This window comes from Bradyrhizobium sp. INPA03-11B (assembly GCF_040446015.1).
GTDB classification, from domain to species: domain Bacteria; phylum Pseudomonadota; class Alphaproteobacteria; order Rhizobiales; family Xanthobacteraceae; genus Bradyrhizobium; species Bradyrhizobium macuxiense_A.
This window is the reverse complement of record NZ_JASGSR010000075.1, coordinates 1-18,089: the sequence shown is the minus strand read 5'-3', so window position 1 is coordinate 18,089 and position 18,089 is coordinate 1. Positions and strand designations below refer to the sequence as shown.

The window sequence follows — 18,089 nt, the reverse complement described above, 5'->3', positions numbered from 1 at the left end:
AGTTGGACCCATGCTTCGAGGAATGCGGAAAGCCTCATCAAACTGGCTCGGCAAGACGATAATGGCCGTGGTGATGGGCGTTTTGATCGTCAGTTTCGGAATTTGGGGTATTGCCGACATTTTCAAGGGGTTTGGCCAGTCGACCTTCGCCAAGGTCGGTGGGACCGAGATTTCGGCCGAGCAGTTCCGCCAGATCTATACCGACCGCCTGCAGCAGCTCGGCCGCCAGTTCGGCCGGCCGCTGACGCCGGACCAGGCGCGCGCCTTCGGGATTGACCGCCAGGTGCTGCAGCAGACGCTCGCGGAAGCGGCACTGGACGAGGAAGCGCGCCGCATGGGCCTCAACCAGTCCGATGCCGAGGTGCTGCGCACGATCTACAACGATCCGAACTTCAAGGGCCTCAACGGCCAGTTCGATCCGCAGCGCTTCCAGTCCGTGATCCGCAACTTCGGCTACACCGAGGGCCGCTACATCGCCGAGCAGCGCCGCGTCGGCCTGCGGCGGCAGATCGCCGGCACCATCTCGTCCGGGATCGAGCCGACCAAATCGATGATCGAGGCGCTGACCCGTTTCCAGAACGAGCAGCGCTCGATCGATTACGTCACGCTCGGCGCCGCGCAGGCCGGCACCATCGATCCGCCCTCGCCCGAAGCGCTCGCCGCCTATTTCGAGGACCACAAGGTTCAGTTCCGCGCGCCCGAATACCGCAAGATCTCCTTCGTCGCGATCACGCCGGAGGAAATCGGCAAGTGGGAAACGGTGTCGGACGAGGATGCGAAGAAGATCTTCGACGAGCGCAAGGACCGGCTCAGCACGCCCGAGAAGCGTGAGGTCTCGCAGATCGTGTTTCCGGACGCCGGCGAGGCGCAGGCCGCCCGCGCCCGCATCACGTCAGGCACCTCGTTCGACGACATCGCCAAGGAACGCAAGCTCAATCCTGCCGACGTCAATCTCGGCCTGGTCGCAAAGTCGGCGATCCTCGATCCGGCCGTCGGCGATGCCGCTTTCTCTCTCCCGTCGGGCGAAGTCAGCCAGCCGGTCCAGGGCCGCTTCGGCATCGCGCTGGTCAAGGTCGGCAAGATCGAGCCCGGCGTGACCCCGACCTACGAGAGCCTTGCGCAGCAAGTGAAGAACGAGATCGCGTCCGAGCGCGCCCGCACCAAGGTCGCCGAACTGCGCGACAAGATGGAAGACGAGCGCGGCGGCGGCTCCAGCGTGATCGACGCGGCGCAGAAGCTGAAACTGAACGCCGTCACGATCGACGCGGTCGATCGCTCGGGCCGCCTGCCGAACGGCCAGGTCGCGTCCAACATCCCGCGCGGCCTCGACGTGGTGTCGCAGGCCTTCAACAGCGACGTCGGCGTCGACAACGACCCGATCCAGTTCAACAACGGCTATGTCTGGTACGACGTGCTCGGCATCACGCCGTCGCGCGAGCGCCCCCTCGACGAGGTTCGCGACCAGGTCGAGGCGAAGTGGCGCGAGGACCAGATCTCCGCCAAGCTGCGCGCCAAGGCGACCGAGATGGTCCAGAAGCTCGACAGCGGCGCCAAGCTCGCCGACGAGGCGGCCGCTGCCGGCGTCAAGGTCGAGACCGCCGCGAATTTCAACCGCGAGGCCTCGCCGCCCGGCGTGCCGGCCGGCGTGATCGCCGCCGCATTCCGCACCGCCAAGGATGGCGACGGACAGACATCGACCGCCGGCGGCAGCCAGTGGGTCGTCTTCCGCGTCACCAATGTGACGGTGCCGCCGGTCGACTTCGCCTCCGACGCGGCCAAGCAGCTCACCGAAGCGCTGCGGCGCTCGATGAGCGACGAGCAGGTCGCACAGTATGTCAGCAAGATCGAGTCCGACATCGGCGTAACCGTCAACCAGGCAGCCTTCGCACAGGTGACAGGCGCAAATAATTGAGCATGATCCGGACAGCGCGACGGCGTGCTGTCCGCAGATCAAGCTCCAACAACAGACCCTGGGCCAGCGAATGGACGACCTGAAATCGATCATCGGAAAAGTCGCTACCGGCGCCACGCTGACGCGTGAAGAAGCTGCGTCCGCCTTCGACAGCATGATGTCGGGCGAAGCCACGCCCTCGCAGATGGGCGGGCTGTTGATGGCGCTGCGGGTGCGCGGCGAGACCGTCGAGGAAATCACCGGCGCCGTCACCGCGATGCGCGGCAAGATGCTGCCGGTGAAAGCGCCGGCCGAGGCCGTCGATATCGTCGGCACCGGCGGCGACGGCTCCGGCTCGGTCAACGTCTCGACCTGCGCGGCTTTCATCGTGGCCGGCGCCGGCGTGCCCGTCGCCAAACACGGCAACCGCGCGCTGTCGTCGCGCTCGGGCGCCGCGGACGTGCTGGCCTCGCTCGGGGTCAAGCTCGATCTGACGCCGGCGCAGGTCGGACGCTGCGTCGCGGAGGCCGGCATCGGCTTCATGTTCGCGCCCGCGCATCATCCGGCGATGAAGAATGTCGGCCCGACCCGGGTCGAGCTCGCCACCCGCACCATCTTCAACCTGCTCGGACCGCTGTCGAACCCGGCCGGCGTCAAGCGGCAGATGGTCGGCGTGTTCTCGCGGCAGTGGGTGCAGCCGCTGGCGCAGGTGCTGAAGAATCTCGGCTCGGACAAGGTCTGGGTCGTGCACGGCTCCGATGGCCTCGACGAGATCACCCTCACCGGTCCGACCTTCGTCGCTACGCTCGAGAACGGCGAGATCAGGACGTCAGAGGTGACGCCCGAGGAGGCCGGCCTTGGCCGGGTCGACGGCGAGGCGCTGAAGGGTGGCGATGCCGACGCCAATGCGATCGCGCTCTCCAGCGTGCTCCAGGGCAAGCCGAGCGCCTATCGCGACGTCGCCCTGCTCAATGCCGCCGCGGCACTGATCGTGGCCGGCCGCGCCAAGGATCTCAAGGAAGGGGTTGCGATCGGCACCCAGTCGCTCGACAGCGGTGCGGCCGCTGCGCGGCTCAAGCATCTGATCGCGGTGTCCAACGGTTGAGAGTACAGAGATGTCCGACATCCTGACCAAGATCGAGGCTTACAAGCGCGAGGAGATCGCCGCCGCAAAGCGCGCGCGTCCGCTCGCCAACGTCGAGGCGCAGGCCAAATCGGCCTCACCGCCGCGCGGCTTCGTCCGCGCGCTCAGGGATAAGCATGCACGCGGCGACTACGCGCTGATCGCGGAAGTGAAGAAGGCCTCGCCCTCGAAGGGGCTGATCCGCGCCGACTTCGACCCGCCCGTGCTCGCAAAGGCCTATGAGGCCGGCGGCGCGGCGTGCCTGTCGGTGCTGACGGACACGCCCTCGTTCCAGGGCCATCTCGACTTCATGGTCGCGGCCCGCGCGGCGACCAACCTGCCGGTGCTGCGCAAGGACTTCATGTTCGACACCTACCAGGTGGCGGAGGCGCGCGCCCATGGCGCCGACTGCATCCTGATCATCATGGCCGCGCTTGACGACGCGGCGGCCAGGGAGATCGAGGACGCCGCGTTGTCGTATGGGATGGACGTGCTGATCGAGATCCACGACCGCGCCGAGCTTGACCGCGCTTTGAAACTTCGCTCGCCGATGATCGGCGTCAACAACCGCAATCTGCGCACCTTCGAGACCACGCTCGCGACCAGCGAGGCGCTGGCGCCGCTGATCCCGCGCGATCGGCTGATGGTCGGCGAGAGCGGCATCTTCACGCCTGACGATCTCGCCCGCCTCGAGCACGTCGGGATGTCGACCTTCCTTGTCGGCGAGAGCCTGATGCGCCAGCAGGACGTCACCGCGGCCACCCGCGCCCTGCTGACGCGGCAGGGCGCACCGCGCGCCACCGGCACGCGCTGACGCGATGGCGCGGAAGTCCAAAGCCAAAGACAAAGCCGAGCCGCCGGGCACGGCCCTCACCCATATCGACGCCAAGGGCGACGCGCGCATGGTCGACGTCTCGGCGAAGCCCGCGACCGAACGGACCGCGGTCGCCGAAGGCCGCGTCCTGATGAGCAAGGCCACGCTCGCGCTGATCGAGTCGGGGCAAGCCAAGAAGGGTGACGTGCTGGCGACCGCGCGGATCGCCGGCATCATGGCGGCGAAGCGGACCTCGGAATTGATCCCGCTCTGCCATCCGCTGGCGTTGACCAAGGTCACGATCGATATCGCAACCGACCGCAAGCTGCCCGGCTGCATCGTCCGCGCCAGCGTCAAGGTGACCGGGCCGACCGGCGTCGAGATGGAGGCGCTGACCGCGGTTTCGGTCGCCTGCCTGACGATCTACGACATGATCAAGGCGGTCGAGCGCGGCGTGCGCATCGAAGGCATTCATCTGATCGAGAAGATCGGCGGCAAGTCCGGGCACTATCGCGCCGGCGATTGATCGCAACGGGCGCGCATCGCGGGACTGACAGCTTCAGCTGATCTACCTGTCGGCCGGACGAGTCTCTATCCCCGTCATCCTGAGGAGCGCGAAGCGCGTCTCGAAGGATGCACGGCCCGGCTGCTGGCCGTCGATCCTTCGAGGCTCGCTCCGCTCGCACCTCCAGCGACAACGGCAAAGCCGTTGCGCGGGGATGACGGTGACAGAGCCGAGCGCAGTCCAACCGCCAATGTCCGCAACCATTCGTTAACCAATCTCGCTAACCCGTGCTCCATTTCGTTTGGATACGACTTTCGCGGGCCGGAGGTGCGCGAAACCTACTTCCGGGTGAAACGCCTGGAAGCGATAGCGACACATGAATCCAAACGGCAGCGCCTCGTTCAACATCACCTCGGTGATCGGCAGCGGTCCGATCCGCTGGCTGATCCTCGGCGGTGCCGTGCTGATGGCTGCGATCGCGATCGGCGCCACCCTGATGGCCGAGAATTTTCGCGAGCGCGCCCTGCACAACAGCGAGCGCGAGCTCGAGAACACCGTGCTGCTGCTGGCGCGGCATTTCGACCAGCAGCTCGACGATCTCGAAGTGGTCCAGCGCGACCTGATCGCGTTCATGCGCGACAACGGGATCGCGACTTCTGAGAACTACAAGCTCCGGATGTCGTCCGCCGACATCCATGCGATGCTGAAGTCCAAGATGGATGCGCTGTCCAATGTCGGCAGCCTCAACGTGTTCGACGCCGACGGGCTGCTGATCAACAGCTCGGGCGCCTGGCCGCTGCCGCAGGTCAGCATCGCCGATCGCAGCTATTTCCAGATCTTCAAGTCGAGCCCCTACTCGCCCGACATGCAGGTCGCGCCGGTGATCAGCCGCGTCAACGGCACCTGGACCACCGTCATCGTCCGCAAGGTCACCGGCCCGCACGGCGAATTCCTCGGCGTCGTCGGCCGCGGCATCGAGCCGGCCACCTTCGAGAAATTCTTCTCCACCGTCGCACTTGGCGAAGGCGCCGCGATCGCGATGCACCATCGCGACGGCACGCTGCTGGCGCGCTATCCCCATGTCGAGGAGCTGATCGGGAAGAATTTCCGCAACGGTCCCGCCAAGCAGCAGCAGGTGTTCGAGCTGCCGCAGAGCACCGCAAGGATGGCGAGCCCGGTCGACGGCAAGGACCGCCTGCTGTCGTCGCGGGCACTGACCAAATTCCCGATCGTCGTCGTGGCGACGACCACCAAGGAGGCGGCGCTCACCATCTGGCGCGAGCAGATGGGCATCCTGATCGCGGTCACCGCGGTGTCGGTGCTGGCGATCGCGATCCTGCTGACGCTGGTGGTGCGCAAGCTGGTGCAGCAGCATCGCGCCCAGCAGCAGCGCCTGACGCTGGAGAAGCTCCGGCTCGACACCGCCGTCAACAACATGACGCAGGGGCTGTTGCTGTTCGATGCCGCGCAGCGGCTGGTGATCTGCAACAAGCGCTATATCGAGATGTACGGATTGTCCGCCGACGTCATCCGGCCCGGCTGCAGCTTCCGCGACGTCATCGTGCATCGCCACCTGACCGGCTCGTTCCACGGCGACGTCGAACGCTACGTCAACATCGTGCTGCGCGACGTCGGAATCCGCAACACCATGGTGATCACGACGCCCGACGGGCGCTCGATCCAGGTCGTCAACGAGCCGTTGGCCGATGGCGGCTGGCTCGCGACCCATGAGGACGTCACCGAGCGCCGCCGCACCGAGGAGCGCATCACGCATCTTGCCCACTACGACGCGCTGACCGACCTGCCGAACCGCGCGCTGTTCCACGAGGAGATCAAGCGCGAGCTGACGCACGTCACGCCCGACAGCCAGCTCGCGGTGCTCTATATCGACATCGACGAATTCAAGGGCGTCAACGACTCGCTCGGCCACATGGTCGGCGATGAACTGCTCAAATCCGTCGCGCGAACGCTGAGCGGCGTGATCGGCGACGGCGATTTCGTGGCGCGGCTCGGCGGCGACGAATTCGCGATCGTGCAGACCGGCGTGAAGAGCGAGCTCGAGGTCAGCGACCTCGTCGCGCGCATCTACGAGGTGATCCGCTCGCCCTATCAATGCCTCGGCCACCAGGTCACGACCGACGCCAGCATCGGCATTGCGCTGGCGCCAAAGGACGGCACCGATCTCGACCAGATCATGAAGAACGCCGACCTAGCGATGTATGCGGCGAAGTCGGCCGGCCGGCGCGTCGCGCGCTTCTTCGAGCCGGCGATGGATGCCGACGCCCGCGCCCGCCGCGAGCTCGAGATGGAGCTGCGGCGGACCATCGCCGCGGGCAGCGGCCTCGAAGTGTATTACCAGCCCTGCGTCGACCTGCGCAGCAACGAGATCACCGGCTGCGAGGCGCTGGTGCGCTGGCGCCATCCGGTGCGCGGCATGATCTCGCCGGCCGAGTTCGTGCCGATCGCGGAGGAGACCGGCCTGATCAACCAGCTCGGCGAATGGGTGCTGATGACGGCCTGCAAGGAGGCCGTGAACTGGCCCGATCACATCAGGCTCGCAGTCAACGTCTCGCCGGTCCAGTTCCGCAGCGGCACGCTGGCGCTCAAGGTGATCGCGGCGCTCGCAGCGTCCGGCCTGTCAGCCGGCCGGCTCGAGCTCGAGATCACCGAGGCCGTGCTGATCCGCGACGACGAGACCGCGCTGGCCGCGCTGCACCAGCTCCGCGCCATCGGCATCCGGATCGCGCTCGACGATTTCGGCACCGGCTATTCGTCGCTGAGCTATCTGAAGCGCTTCCCGTTCGACAAGATCAAGATCGACCGCTGCTTCGTCACCGACATCGCCGACCCGCAAGGCTCGGCCGGCATCGTCGAGGCCGTCGTCAACATCGCGACCGAGCGCAGCATGACGACCACGGCGGAAGGCGTCGAGACCGCGCAGCAGCAGCAATTGCTGCGCGAGCTCGGCTGTTCGGAGATGCAGGGCTATCTGTTCAGCGCGCCGAAGCCGGCCGCCCAGATCCGCGAGCTGCTGGCCGGGCATCGCCGCGGCCCCGCCGCGGGGTCCAGCCGGCCTGGCAGGCGCAGGCCGGTCGCTCGGACGGCCTGACTTTCGGAAGTTACTCAATAGCTCGTCGTGCCCGGGCTTGATCCGGGGATCCATCGATTTGGAAAGAGCTTTGCGAGACTGATGGATGGCCGGGTCATGCCCGGCCATGACGTGTGGATGCGTTCGTGCCTACTAGTTCGGCACCGGCCGCTTCTGCGCGGCCTTGGTGTCGGCGTTCTTGGCGTCGGCGTTGACAGTGACGCCGCGCAGCTGATTGAAGGCTGCCGCCAGCGCCTTGTCGTTCTTCTCGTCCGGCGGGACATAGGATTGCGAGCCGGTCTGCTCGGCGCCCTCGGCGGAGAGATGCCCGCGCATCGAGGCCTCGCCCTTGATCTCGGAGCGGGTCTTGAACTCGTCGGGTACGTCCTGCAGCACCTCGATGTCGGGCTTGATGCCGAGCGCTTGGATCGAATGGCCGGACGGCGTGAAATAGCGCGCGGTGGTCAGCGCCAGCGCGCCGTTGCCGGTGCCGAGCGGAATGATAGTCTGCACCGAGCCCTTGCCGAACGAGCGGGTGCCGATCAGGGTCGCGCGCTTGTGGTCGTGCAGCGCGCCGGCCACGATCTCCGAGGCCGAGGCCGAACCGCCATTGATCAGCACGACGAGCGGCTTGCCCTTGGTCATGTCGCCGCCATGGGCGGTGAAGCGCTGGGTCTCTTCCGGATTGCGGCCGCGGGTCGAGACCACCTCGCCGCGCTGCATCAGCGTCGAGGTCACCGAGACCGCCTGGTCGAGCAGGCCGCCCGGATTGTTGCGGAGGTCGACGACGTAGCCGGCGAGCTTGTCCTGCGGGACTTCCTTCTGGATCTCGCCGATCGCCTTGCGCAGGCCCTCGGTGGTCTGCTCGTTGAACGAGGTGACGCGGATATAGCCGATGTCGCCGCCCTCGACGTGATACTTCACCGGGCGGACGCGGATGATCTCGCGGGTGATCGAGACCTCGATCGGCTTGTCGGCGTCCTTGCGGATGATCTTCAGCCGGATCGAGCTGTTGGGCGCTCCCTTCATCTTGTTGACGGCCTGGTCGAGCGTCAGGCCCTGGATCTGGTCATCGTCGATCGAGGTGATCACGTCGCCCGACATGATGCCGGCGCGCGAGGCCGGCGTGTCGTCGATCGGCGCCACCACCTTGACGAAGCCGTCCTCCATCGTGACCTCGATGCCGAGGCCGCCGAACTCGCCATGCGTGGTCTCCTGCATCTCCGCCCAGCCCTTCTCGTTCATGTAGCGGGAGTGCGGATCGAGCGAGGAGATCATGCCGTTGATCGCGCCCTCGACGAGCTTGGAGTCCTCGGGCTTCTCGACGTAGTCGGTCTTGACCTTCTCGAACACCTCACCAAACAGATTGAGCTGCGAATAGGTGTTGTCGGAATGCGCGGCGGCATTGGCGACGGCGAACAGATGCGCCCCCTGCGGCGAGGCCACGAGCAGGGTGAGACACGCCCCCGCAACCGTCCCGAGGAAGAAGCCAACATGTTTGCGCATTATCCGTGATCCCTTCGCTAGCGGCCGGCAACGTTTCGCAACATACGGCCCACCTCACCCCGACGCGGGGCACCACACAACGGCTTTTTGGTCGGATCAAGGCCGCCCCGCCACCGGACCATTACGGTCCTGTCACGATGCCTCGGTCAGCGCCAAATCAACAACTTAGTCAGCCCCCAGTCAGCCTCACGTCAGCTCCCGGTCGGCCTCTGGCCCAGCCTCCCGCAACCCGTTCTGCCAGGTCGACGGCCGGGTCCCGAATCCGCGCTTGGCCCGGGTGCCCAGCCAATAGCCAAACTGCGGAGGAACATTGCGAAATGGCCCTTCAACCCCGAGTTTCAATGCCGCATCCATCGGCCAGTTGGGGTTATTGAGGATTTCACGGCCGACCGCGATCAAATCTGCTTGTTTGTCACCCAGTATCTGCTCGGCCTGGTCACCATGAATGATCAGGCCGACCGCCATGGTCATGATATCGGCATGGGCGCGGACATATTCCGCCAGCGGCACCTGATAGTTGTATTTGATCTCCTTGCCGAGGATCGGCGCCATCTCGCTGATTCCGCCTGACGAGCAGTCGATCACGTCGACGCCCTTAGGCTTCAGGATCGCCGCCAGCCGGGCACTTTGCTCCGGGCCCCAGCCGGCATTGTCCTCGACCGACAGCCGCACGAACAGCGGCTTGTGATCGGGCCAGTGCGCGCGCACCGCCTCGGTCACCTCGATCAGGAAGCGCATCCGGTTGGCTTCCGAGCCGCCATATTCGTCGCTGCGCTGGTTGGAGCGCCCGGAGAGGAATTCGTGCACGAGATAGCCATGGGCGCCGTGCAATTCGAGCACCTCGAAGCCGGCCTCGTGCGCGCGCTGCGCCGCCTGCCCCCAGGCCGCGACGAGGTCCTTCACCTCATGCGTTTCCAGCGCCCGCGGCACCGGCCAGCGCTCGCTGTGGGCAATCGCGCTCGGCGCCACCGGCGTCCAGGCATCCCAATCCTCGATCTCGGCACTGCGTTCGAGCGGACGGTCGCCCTCCCAGGGACGGCTCGCGCGTGCCTTGCGGCCGGAATGACCGAGCTGGATGCCGGCGACCGCGTTCTGCTGCTTGATGAAACCCGCGACACGGCTGAGCGGCGCGATGAACTTGTCGTCCCAGATGCCGAGATCGCCGATCGTTCCACAGCCGCGGCGTTCGACCTTGGTCGATTCGACGATCACGAGACCGGCGCCGCCGGCGGCGAACTTGCCGGCATTCATCAAATGCCAGTCGGTCGGAAAGCCTTTCTCGGCCGAATACTGATGCATCGGCGGCACCACGATGCGGTTCTTCAGCGTGACACCGCGGATGGTCAGCGGCGAAAACAGCAGCATGTCGGACATCGCTTCCTCGCAGAACGTCGTTACCCGGCGCGCCGGGCCGATCTTGGTTTTCCCAGCGACGATATACGCGCCGCGCGATGGCCGATAGAGGCACGCCGTGGCCACGCGCGTTCGTCGAAATTGTCTGTTCCACCGCATCGAAAATATCAAGCGCGGAGGAAATCATGATCGCCGCGCGCGTTGTCTCTGGCAACCCGAAGGAGGAAACTCATGAGGACCAGCACAATCGCGTTGTTCATCGCCGGTGTCGTGGCAACCGGCCCGATGATCACGGGACAGGCAGCTGCCCAAAACCTGCAAAACGAGGCCGACAAGGGCGCCAAGACCCGCAACTCCGGTGAATCCGGTTATGTCGGCAACCAGGATAGACCCGGCGCGGCCGCCACGCCTCCGGGACGCCCCGATGCCACCACTGATTCCACGAATGCCGCGACATCTCCGAGCGCCCAGAATTCCGGGACCGGAATCAGCGGAGCTCCGGGTAACAAGAACGGGCCGCCGGCCAAGGGACAGAGCACGGTGGGCTCGAATTCGCAGAACCAGCATGTTCGGCAACAGGATCCTTCGAACATCAAGGGATTGCCCGGCAACAAGAGCGGCGAGCCTGCGAAACGCTAACGCCTGCCGGTTTTCAACGGAAGCGACGCCGATCGATGAGCCTGATCGGCGTCGCTTGAATTACGCTGCTGATCGGAACAGTTCCGATCCTACTGGGCGGGTTTCCGGCTCGCCGACACGTCCGTCGGGCAGTCCGCGCCGCATGCAATCGCCTTCTTCTGGTCGCCGACGCGCCACACCAGCAGCGCGACCAGGACAATGATGGTGACGGTGAGCTTGGCCAACGTGTCGTGATTCAATTTCAGCTCCGAACAACAATCGGCATAACCAGGAAAATCAGTTGCACGCAGAATATGGCCCGGGAAGGCTTTGGAGGCCGGTGTCGGGATCATCGACCAGACCCGAATTCTAATCGGGTTGATCGACGTCATCATGATACGAGCGCGGCGCAGCCTGCAACCTTCTCGGTCTGCATGGCAGCACGGCACAGCCGCGGACAGTGGAACGTTCGCTGCTGTGTGCCGTTCAGTCGCCGTGCTCTGATTCATTGCCCCAGAGGCACACAACACCTCCTGCGGCCCCAGTCGTCACGCTGGGGCCGTAAAATCTTCGAGTTCCACGCCCCCCTGAGAGCATGGTAGACGGAGTGCGCAGCGATCTTGCGGGAACCGCGCGTCAATGACGTGACGTCAAGGCGCCGATCCCTAGCCCAAATGGGCTACGCCCGCATGACCAATATCAGATCCGCGCGAGGCTGGCCGCGCCCGCGGCGATCGCGTCGTTGAAGCTCGTGTCCCAGAATTTTCCGACCTCGGCGCGCGCGTCGAGCACGCCAAGCTTGAGGAAGGTGTCGGCGACCTTCTGGTGGGTGTCCGGCACGTCGGGCGTCACGCCGGCGAGCGAGAAGTCGTCGCTGCGGCGGGCGAACTGGTCGAGAATGTCCTGCAACGGCAGATGGGTTTCCGCCACCTGCGCGGCCGCATAGATCGGAAAATTCTTGTTGGCGAACGCATAGGCGCGCTGGATCCGCAGCAACAGGTCGCTCACCGCCGCGTGGCGCAGCGGATCATCGACCGCCCTGGGGTTGGCGTAGATCGGGAAGTTCCCCGAGAGATAACCGACGCCGGTCTTGAGCAGGCGCGCGCCCTGCTTGGCGATCGCAAGCTGCCCGTTGTAGCCGTAGATCGCCCAGGCATCGAGCTTGCCGGAGGCGAACGCCGTGTAACCGTCAGACGGCGTCAGGTTGATGGCCTCGATATCGCCGAACGCAAGGCCTGCTTCCTCGAGCTGCTTGGCCAGGAAATAATGCGCTGTCGTCGCGCGCACATAGCCGACGCGTTTCCCCTTGAGGTCGGCGATCGAATGGATCGGCGCATCCTTCGCTGCCACCGTGACCTGGATGTTGAGATCCTCATGGGTGACGGCGATGAAGCGCACCTTGGCATTCTGGCGCGCCGCGAACATCGCCGGAATCTCGCTGCCCGAACCGACGTCGAGCGCGTCGCCGTTCAGCGCCTCGATATGGAGCACACCATTGTTGAGCTCCTTCCATTCGATCCTGTAGGGCGTCTTGTCCTCGCCGGCGGCCTGTAGCAGCGGCCGCCAGCCGCCCTTGTAATACGCCACGCGCAGCGTGACGCCGCCGAGATCGGCGCCCGCGCCCGCCCCTGTTTGGGCGCGCGCGCCGCCAGCGACCAGACTTCCGGCGAGCACGCCAAGCGCTGAACGTCGAGAGAGAGAAATTGGCGTGGTCACCGGCTTTGCTCCTGATCAGCAATCACTACGCTGCAAGCTTAGGAGAAAATCCGCCGATGTATATGAGACGCTATTTCGTTTTTCGCATCGCGCACGAAAAGCCGTTCCATGGATCGATGGCTTGGCGCGATGATCCGTTTTCCGGTCGCGTCATTGACCAAGCGTAGAATCAGGCTGCACCCGCGTCGCACAGCGCGTAGGATGGGTAGAGCGAAGCGAAACCCATCACGCATCCCGCGGCCCGAATGATGGGTATCGCTTCGCTCCACCCATCCTACTCCGCACTACTTCGCAACCTCATACACGTCAGGATCGTAGCTCGAGCTCGGATTTTTGAACGCACTCCGCAACGCCGGCGACATCGGGACGTTGTAGTTGATGCCCTTCGGCGGGGTCGGCGCTTCCAGCCACTTCTTGTACATCACTTCGATCTCGGGGCTCTTGTAGAGCTCCGCCGTGGCGCGGCCGGCGAGCGCCTTGAACGGCGCGTCCTCCCGGCGCAGCATGACGCCGAACGGCTCCGCTTTCGAGAAGGCCTCATCGCTGATCATGTAGAGCGAAGGCTCTTTCGATCGCGCGATCGCGACCGCGAGTTGGACGTCGTCGAGCGCGTAGGCCTGGGCGCGGTCGGTGTCCAGCATCAGGAACGCTTCGGCCTGGTCCTTGGCGGGCAGAACGTTGATGCCGAGCTTGCGTTCGGTATTGACCTGGATCAGCTGCGCCAAGTTCACCGAGCCGGCAACGGCGGCGACCGATTTGCCCTTGAGGTCGTCGATCGTGTTGATGCCGAGGGATTTCTTGGCGGCAAAACGCGTTGCGCTCAGGAAGTGCGTGTTGGTGAAGGTCACCTGCTTCTGGCGATCCGCGCTGTTGGTGGTCGCCGAGCAGTGCAGATCGATCGTGCCGTTGACCATCAGGGGGATGCGGTTCGACGAGGTGACCGGAAGGTAGTCGACCGCGATGTCCGGCATGCCGAGCTCCTTCTTCACGGCATCGACGATCCGGAGGCAGATATCGAGCGCAAAGCCGATCGGCCTCGCGTTGTCGTCGAGATAGCTGAACGGAACGGACGCCTCCTGAAAGCCGAGCGTGACCTTCCTGGTCTCCTTGATCTTCTGCAGCGTGCCCGACAACTCTTCGGCTGCCACGGGGCTCGCGGCGAGCGTGAGAGCGAAAAGGACGGCGGGCAAGCGCATCGGCGGCTCCTGTGCGGTGATCAGATGGCGTTGATAACCCACGCACAGGCTCGGCGATAGACGACGACGTGTCTAACAGCTATCGCGCTTTGCTATAGTCCGCCTGCCGCTCGCCGAACGCTGTTGCCGCCAGGGCTAGCGCTGCGCCCCACCCTCGAGCAGGCGGTCGCCGACCAGATGGACCGCGCCGCGGGTCCAGGAATAATCGGCACCCATCCGCAAGCCGCTGTCGCCGCGTGAGACGACGGCGCCGCTGCGGGCGTCGCGCACCTGGAAGCCGACGGTGTATTCGGTCCGGCTGACCCGCCTGATCACGCCGATCAGCGATTGATCGGCGCCGAGCTCCTTCGCGATCGCGGCCTCGCAGCCGTTGCAGTCGCGCAGTACGCGCGCCTTGACGGGCTGCGCGGTCGCGCCGGTGGTATCGACCAGGCGATAGCGGCCCGACTGCGCAAGCCGGTCACGCACACCGCTGGTCACATCGGCCAGATATGCCGCATCGGAGCCGGCAAGGCCGGACGCCGGCGTGGCGGAGGTGTCCTCGAGCTCGAACTCGAACACCGCAAGTCCGATCGGCGCTGTGGCCGCGGCCTGCGCCGGCGGCAGCGCGGCCGCAAGGGCAGCGCGCACCTCGCGCGACACGAACATCCGCGCATGGTCCCACGCCTCATCATTGTCACCCCGAAACGTGTAGAGCTTTTCGTACAGGACACGGCTCGCGCTGACATCGATCACCGCGATCTTGGCCCATTGGATCAGCGTGCTCATCTTCTGCACGCCGCCGACAACCTTGATCCGGGCCTCGCCTGCCGGCGCCGCTGACGGGACCAGGCGATAGCGCGGCTCTGCGGCCACATCGGCGCGCAGCGCGGCCATGAATGCATCGAGCCGCTTCTGATGCGCGGCGGTTTGATCGACCACCTCGCCCGAGGTGTCGAGATAGCTGAAATCGTCGATGCTGACGCCGAGCGGGGATGCCTGCGCGGCGGCGGCTTCGGCGCGAAGCGGACAAGGTCCGGCCAGGAGGCCGATCAACAGGACGGCGTACAAGACGAGGCGGGACTGGCGCATGATCCGGGCCTTTCAGGTGCGGGTGCGGGCGGGTCGACCGCAGGTCTACGGCGGCCACCTCCGCACCGCAGCGGAGCGTCTCCCGGCCGGTGCCGGGAAAATTTCACGACGGCGGTTCGCCCCCACCGCGGCGCTTCTCGACCCGTCCATTCTGCCGTTTAATGCGCATGACGGCCCTGCCCGCAACGGGTGTCGAAGGCCGCCTGCGACCCCGAGGATACGCCAATGCGGAATTGGTCCGGAAGCGATCTGAAGCTGCGGCTGACCTTGCGTGTGGCCGCCGTGGCCACACTCTGCTTTGCCGTGATCTCCGGCTACTTCCTGTTCGACTCCGACCGCTCGGTGCGCGCCAGGATCACCGCCGTTGCCGATATCGCCGCCCGGACGCTGGAGCTGCAACAGAACAAGATCCAGTGGCTGAACAATCCGCACACCGAGTTCCCCGATCTCGACAGCGTGGCCGCCTCGGTCATGGCGCCGGGCTTGTGCCTTGCCTTCCGCAGCAATGGCAGCGAGATCAGCCAGCGCTTCTGCGGCGGCGCGCAGACCGATACGGCCGCGCCGCCGCCGCTGGCCTTTGCGGCGCTCTATCGCCGCCTGTTCGATCCCGGCCGCGAGGCCGTCCGCCCCGTGGTTGCGCGCGGCCATGCGATCGGCGAGGCCGTCGTCTGGGTCGATCCGGCCGTGCTGACGGCCGAGGCCTGGCACGATGCCGGCCGGCTGATGGCGGTGCTCATGATCGCGCTGCCGCTGCTTTGCGCGCTGGTCTATGCGGCGCTATCGCGTGCGCTGCGTCCGACACGGCTGATCCGCGACGGCCTCGAACGGATCGCCGCCGGCGATCTCGCCGCGCGCCTGCCGCCGTTCGATCTCGCCGAATTGTCGGCGATCGGCGACGTCTTCAACCAGCTCGCCGAGCGCCTCGCCGCCGCACTCTCCGACCGCAACGCGCTGACGCAAAAGCTGATCCTGGTGCAGGACGAGGAACGCCGGCATCTCGCGCGCGAGCTGCATGACGAGTTCGGGCAGTCGCTGGCCGCGATCCGTGCGCTCGCCGCCTCCGCGCGCCTGACCGCGATCCAGGATTGCCCGCCTTTGCTCGCTGAATGCGACGGCATCGCGCGGACCGCGACCGACATGATGGAGACGTTGCGCGGCGCCCTGTTCAGGCTGAGACCACCCGATGTCGACGAGCTCGGTCTCGCCGCGAGCCTGGAGGGCCTGATCGCCGGCTGGAATGGCCGCAGCCGCGGGCAGCCAGGGTTCGAGATCACCCTATCGGGCTCGTTCGCGCGCCTGCCCGCTTCCGTCAGCGCCAATCTCTACCGCATCGTGCAGGAGGCGCTCACCAATGCGGCCAAGCACGCCGGCGCCACGCGCGTGGTGCTGCGGCTCGAGATGCGCGAGGCGCCTTCCGGCGGCGACAGCGAAATCGCGCTCGCGATCGACGATGATGGCAGGCCCGGCGATCCCCACGGCGACCTACAGGTCAAGTCCGGCATGGGCCTGCTCGGCATGCGCGAGCGGGTCGCCGCGCTCGGCGGACGGTTGAGCTTCGAGGCCGGGCAGCTCCATGGCGCATCGCTCCGCGTCGTCGTTCCCGTTGCTGCCGGCGCTGAGGCCGCAGCCGTGGAACGCGCGGCATGAGCAATGCGGCGCGAACCATCATGCTGGTCGACGATCACGCCGTGGTTCGGGAAGGCTACCGGGCGATGCTGCAGAAGCAGCCGGGCCTTCGTGTCGTCGCCGAGGCTTCCGACGGCGTGGAGGCCTACCGCCTGTACAAGGAGACCGGGCCCGATCTCGTGATCATGGACCTGTCGATGCCCGGCATCGGCGGCATCGAGGCTATCCGGCGCCTCAGGCAGTGGGACAAGCGCGCAAAGATCCTGGTGTTCACCATGCACCAGAACGCGGCCTTTGCCGTGCAGGCGATCCGCGCCGGCGCGAGCGGCTATGTCACCAAGACCAGCCCGCCGGAGACGCTGGTGCATGCCGTGATGGATGCGCTGTCGGGCAAGATCGCGATCAGTCCGGACATCGACCACGAGCTCGCGCTCAGCCACCTCGCCGGCGAGCGCGCTGCCGCCGACCTCCTGACCGCGCGGGAGTTCGAAGTGCTGCGCATGCTGCTCGCGGAAAAGACCACCGACGAGATCGCCGAGGCGCTGCATCTCAGCCCCAAGACGGTCGCGAACCTGCATTCGATGATCAAGGACAAGCTCGGCGTCGGCACGGATATCGAACTGGTCCGCCTCGCGCTGCGGCAGGGCATCCTGACGCAGGTCGACCTGCGCGAACGGTGAGACCGCATCGGGCGCCACCTGGCGATGCAGTCCGGCGCCCATCGAGATCGGTGTTGCAAACAAAGGGCCCCAGCGAGGGGGGTCGCCGGGGCCAGAGCAACTCAGTCGCATCATCCTAGACCTTATCGCGACGCTTTGCTCCGCTCCTTCGGATGACCGGAATCGTACGGGGCCGAAGCTGTGAACCCTGCGCGGCTCTCGTCCGTATCCGTACAGGTCAGGATTTTGCCATCCCTCCTGGGGCTAGAACCAGTGCCGTCCGCCCGTATTCAATGCGGGCGGCGTTGCTCGTTTCCGGCCTGGAACAGCCCCGACCTGTCACCCGCCGGACGTTCGTCGAAGTTCCCTGGCAGGAACCGGAACGGACCTTCATCGATGTGAGTTGGACAGAATGATTTTCGACGAAGGAGCGTCATCGCCGTGACCCGGAAAACCCTACAGGCACGTTCGGAGCAGGCGCTCGTCGTCATCATTCTCAGCACCGGCGCGCTCATCGCTTATCTCGGCCTGGCGCTATCCAGAATGTGAGAGGTCTGCGCTCGCGCGCGCGGAAAGCTGTATCCCCATCTCAACTGTCATCGCCCGGCTCGACCGGGCGATCCATTACGCCGCGGCCCCTCGGCTCAAGCACGACCGCCTCTGGAATACTGGATCACCCCCTTTCGCGGGTGATGACGCCGCGTTGCTTGGCTGGCGATGCGAAATCAGACTTGTCGTCGTCCCTGCGGAAGCAGGGACCCATAACCACGACTGATGATTAGTGAGCGATGTCGGAACGACGAGTCCCGTTCGTCGCATGCGCCGCGGAGTATGGGTCCCTGCTTCCGCACTAGGGCATGCACAGATCTGATGCGACAGATTGACTCGGACGCTGAGCCTGGGATTCCAGAATCGGCAATGCA

At 65.8% G+C, this 18,089-nt stretch carries 13 protein-coding genes and 1 pseudogene; 8 read left to right on the top strand and 6 right to left on the bottom strand.

The window, feature by feature from the left end:
* Positions 1-10: 10 nt before the first annotated feature.
* From QMZ05_RS26945 to QMZ05_RS26925, 5 genes are all read left to right on the top strand, one after another.
* Entirely contained in the window at positions 11-1,912 is a 1,902-nt protein-coding gene (locus QMZ05_RS26945) for a peptidyl-prolyl cis-trans isomerase (RefSeq protein WP_353703510.1), read from the top strand.
* Positions 1,913-1,982: 70 nt separating this feature from the next.
* The gene (gene trpD / locus QMZ05_RS26940; RefSeq protein WP_050419623.1) at positions 1,983-2,996 is read left to right on the top strand and encodes an anthranilate phosphoribosyltransferase; all 1,014 of its coding nucleotides are present in this window, start codon (positions 1,983-1,985) and stop codon (positions 2,994-2,996) included.
* Between the two features lie 10 nt (positions 2,997-3,006).
* Entirely contained in the window at positions 3,007-3,828 is an 822-nt protein-coding gene (gene trpC, locus QMZ05_RS26935; protein WP_353703509.1) for an indole-3-glycerol phosphate synthase TrpC, read from the top strand.
* Between the two features lie 4 nt (positions 3,829-3,832).
* Entirely contained in the window at positions 3,833-4,354 is a 522-nt protein-coding gene (gene moaC, locus QMZ05_RS26930; protein WP_353703508.1) for a cyclic pyranopterin monophosphate synthase MoaC, read from the top strand.
* Between the two features lie 355 nt (positions 4,355-4,709).
* Positions 4,710-7,442: an EAL domain-containing protein gene (locus QMZ05_RS26925; protein ID WP_353703507.1), complete on the top strand. Its 2,733-nt coding sequence runs from the start codon at positions 4,710-4,712 to the stop codon at positions 7,440-7,442.
* Positions 7,443-7,574: 132 nt separating this feature from the next.
* On the opposite strand, the gene QMZ05_RS26920 is transcribed toward QMZ05_RS26925, so the two are convergent.
* Entirely contained in the window at positions 7,575-8,927 is a 1,353-nt protein-coding gene (locus QMZ05_RS26920; protein ID WP_353703506.1) for a S41 family peptidase, read from the bottom strand.
* Positions 8,928-9,113: 186 nt separating this feature from the next.
* Complete coding sequence (locus tag QMZ05_RS26915) at positions 9,114-10,301, bottom strand: NADH:flavin oxidoreductase/NADH oxidase (protein WP_353703505.1); 1,188 nt, start codon at positions 10,299-10,301, stop codon at positions 9,114-9,116.
* 432 nt (positions 10,302-10,733) lie between these two features.
* On the opposite strand from QMZ05_RS26915, the pseudogene QMZ05_RS26910 reads away from it, so the two are divergent.
* Positions 10,734-10,919: pseudogene (locus tag QMZ05_RS26910) on the top strand (hypothetical protein); the annotation flags it as partial.
* Positions 10,920-11,008: 89 nt separating this feature from the next.
* On the opposite strand, the gene QMZ05_RS26905 reads toward QMZ05_RS26910, so the two are convergent.
* The 4 genes from QMZ05_RS26905 to QMZ05_RS26890 form a co-directional block, all read right to left on the bottom strand.
* Positions 11,009-11,293: a hypothetical protein gene (locus QMZ05_RS26905; RefSeq protein WP_353703504.1), complete on the bottom strand. Its 285-nt coding sequence runs from the start codon at positions 11,291-11,293 to the stop codon at positions 11,009-11,011.
* Between the two features lie 304 nt (positions 11,294-11,597).
* Entirely contained in the window at positions 11,598-12,614 is a 1,017-nt protein-coding gene (locus QMZ05_RS26900; protein ID WP_353703503.1) for an ABC transporter substrate-binding protein, read from the bottom strand.
* Between the two features lie 284 nt (positions 12,615-12,898).
* A complete protein-coding gene (locus QMZ05_RS26895) occupies positions 12,899-13,810 on the bottom strand; it encodes an amino acid ABC transporter substrate-binding protein (RefSeq protein WP_353703502.1) in 912 nt (303 codons plus the stop codon).
* A 135-nt stretch (positions 13,811-13,945) separates the two neighbouring features.
* Complete coding sequence (locus QMZ05_RS26890) at positions 13,946-14,881, bottom strand: DUF2380 domain-containing protein (protein ID WP_353703501.1); 936 nt, start codon at positions 14,879-14,881, stop codon at positions 13,946-13,948.
* A gap of 225 nt (positions 14,882-15,106) precedes the next feature.
* On the opposite strand from QMZ05_RS26890, the gene QMZ05_RS26885 reads away from it, so the two are divergent.
* Positions 15,107-16,528 (top strand): histidine kinase, encoded by a 1,422-nt coding sequence (locus QMZ05_RS26885; protein ID WP_353703500.1) that lies wholly within the window; start codon positions 15,107-15,109, stop codon positions 16,526-16,528.
* Positions 16,525-17,187 carry a response regulator transcription factor gene (locus QMZ05_RS26880; RefSeq protein ID WP_353703499.1) on the top strand — a complete coding sequence of 221 codons (663 nt, stop codon included), beginning with the start codon at positions 16,525-16,527 and terminating at the stop codon, positions 17,185-17,187. Before QMZ05_RS26885 ends, QMZ05_RS26880 begins: the two co-directional genes overlap by 4 nt.
* Positions 17,188-18,089: the final 902 nt, after the last annotated feature.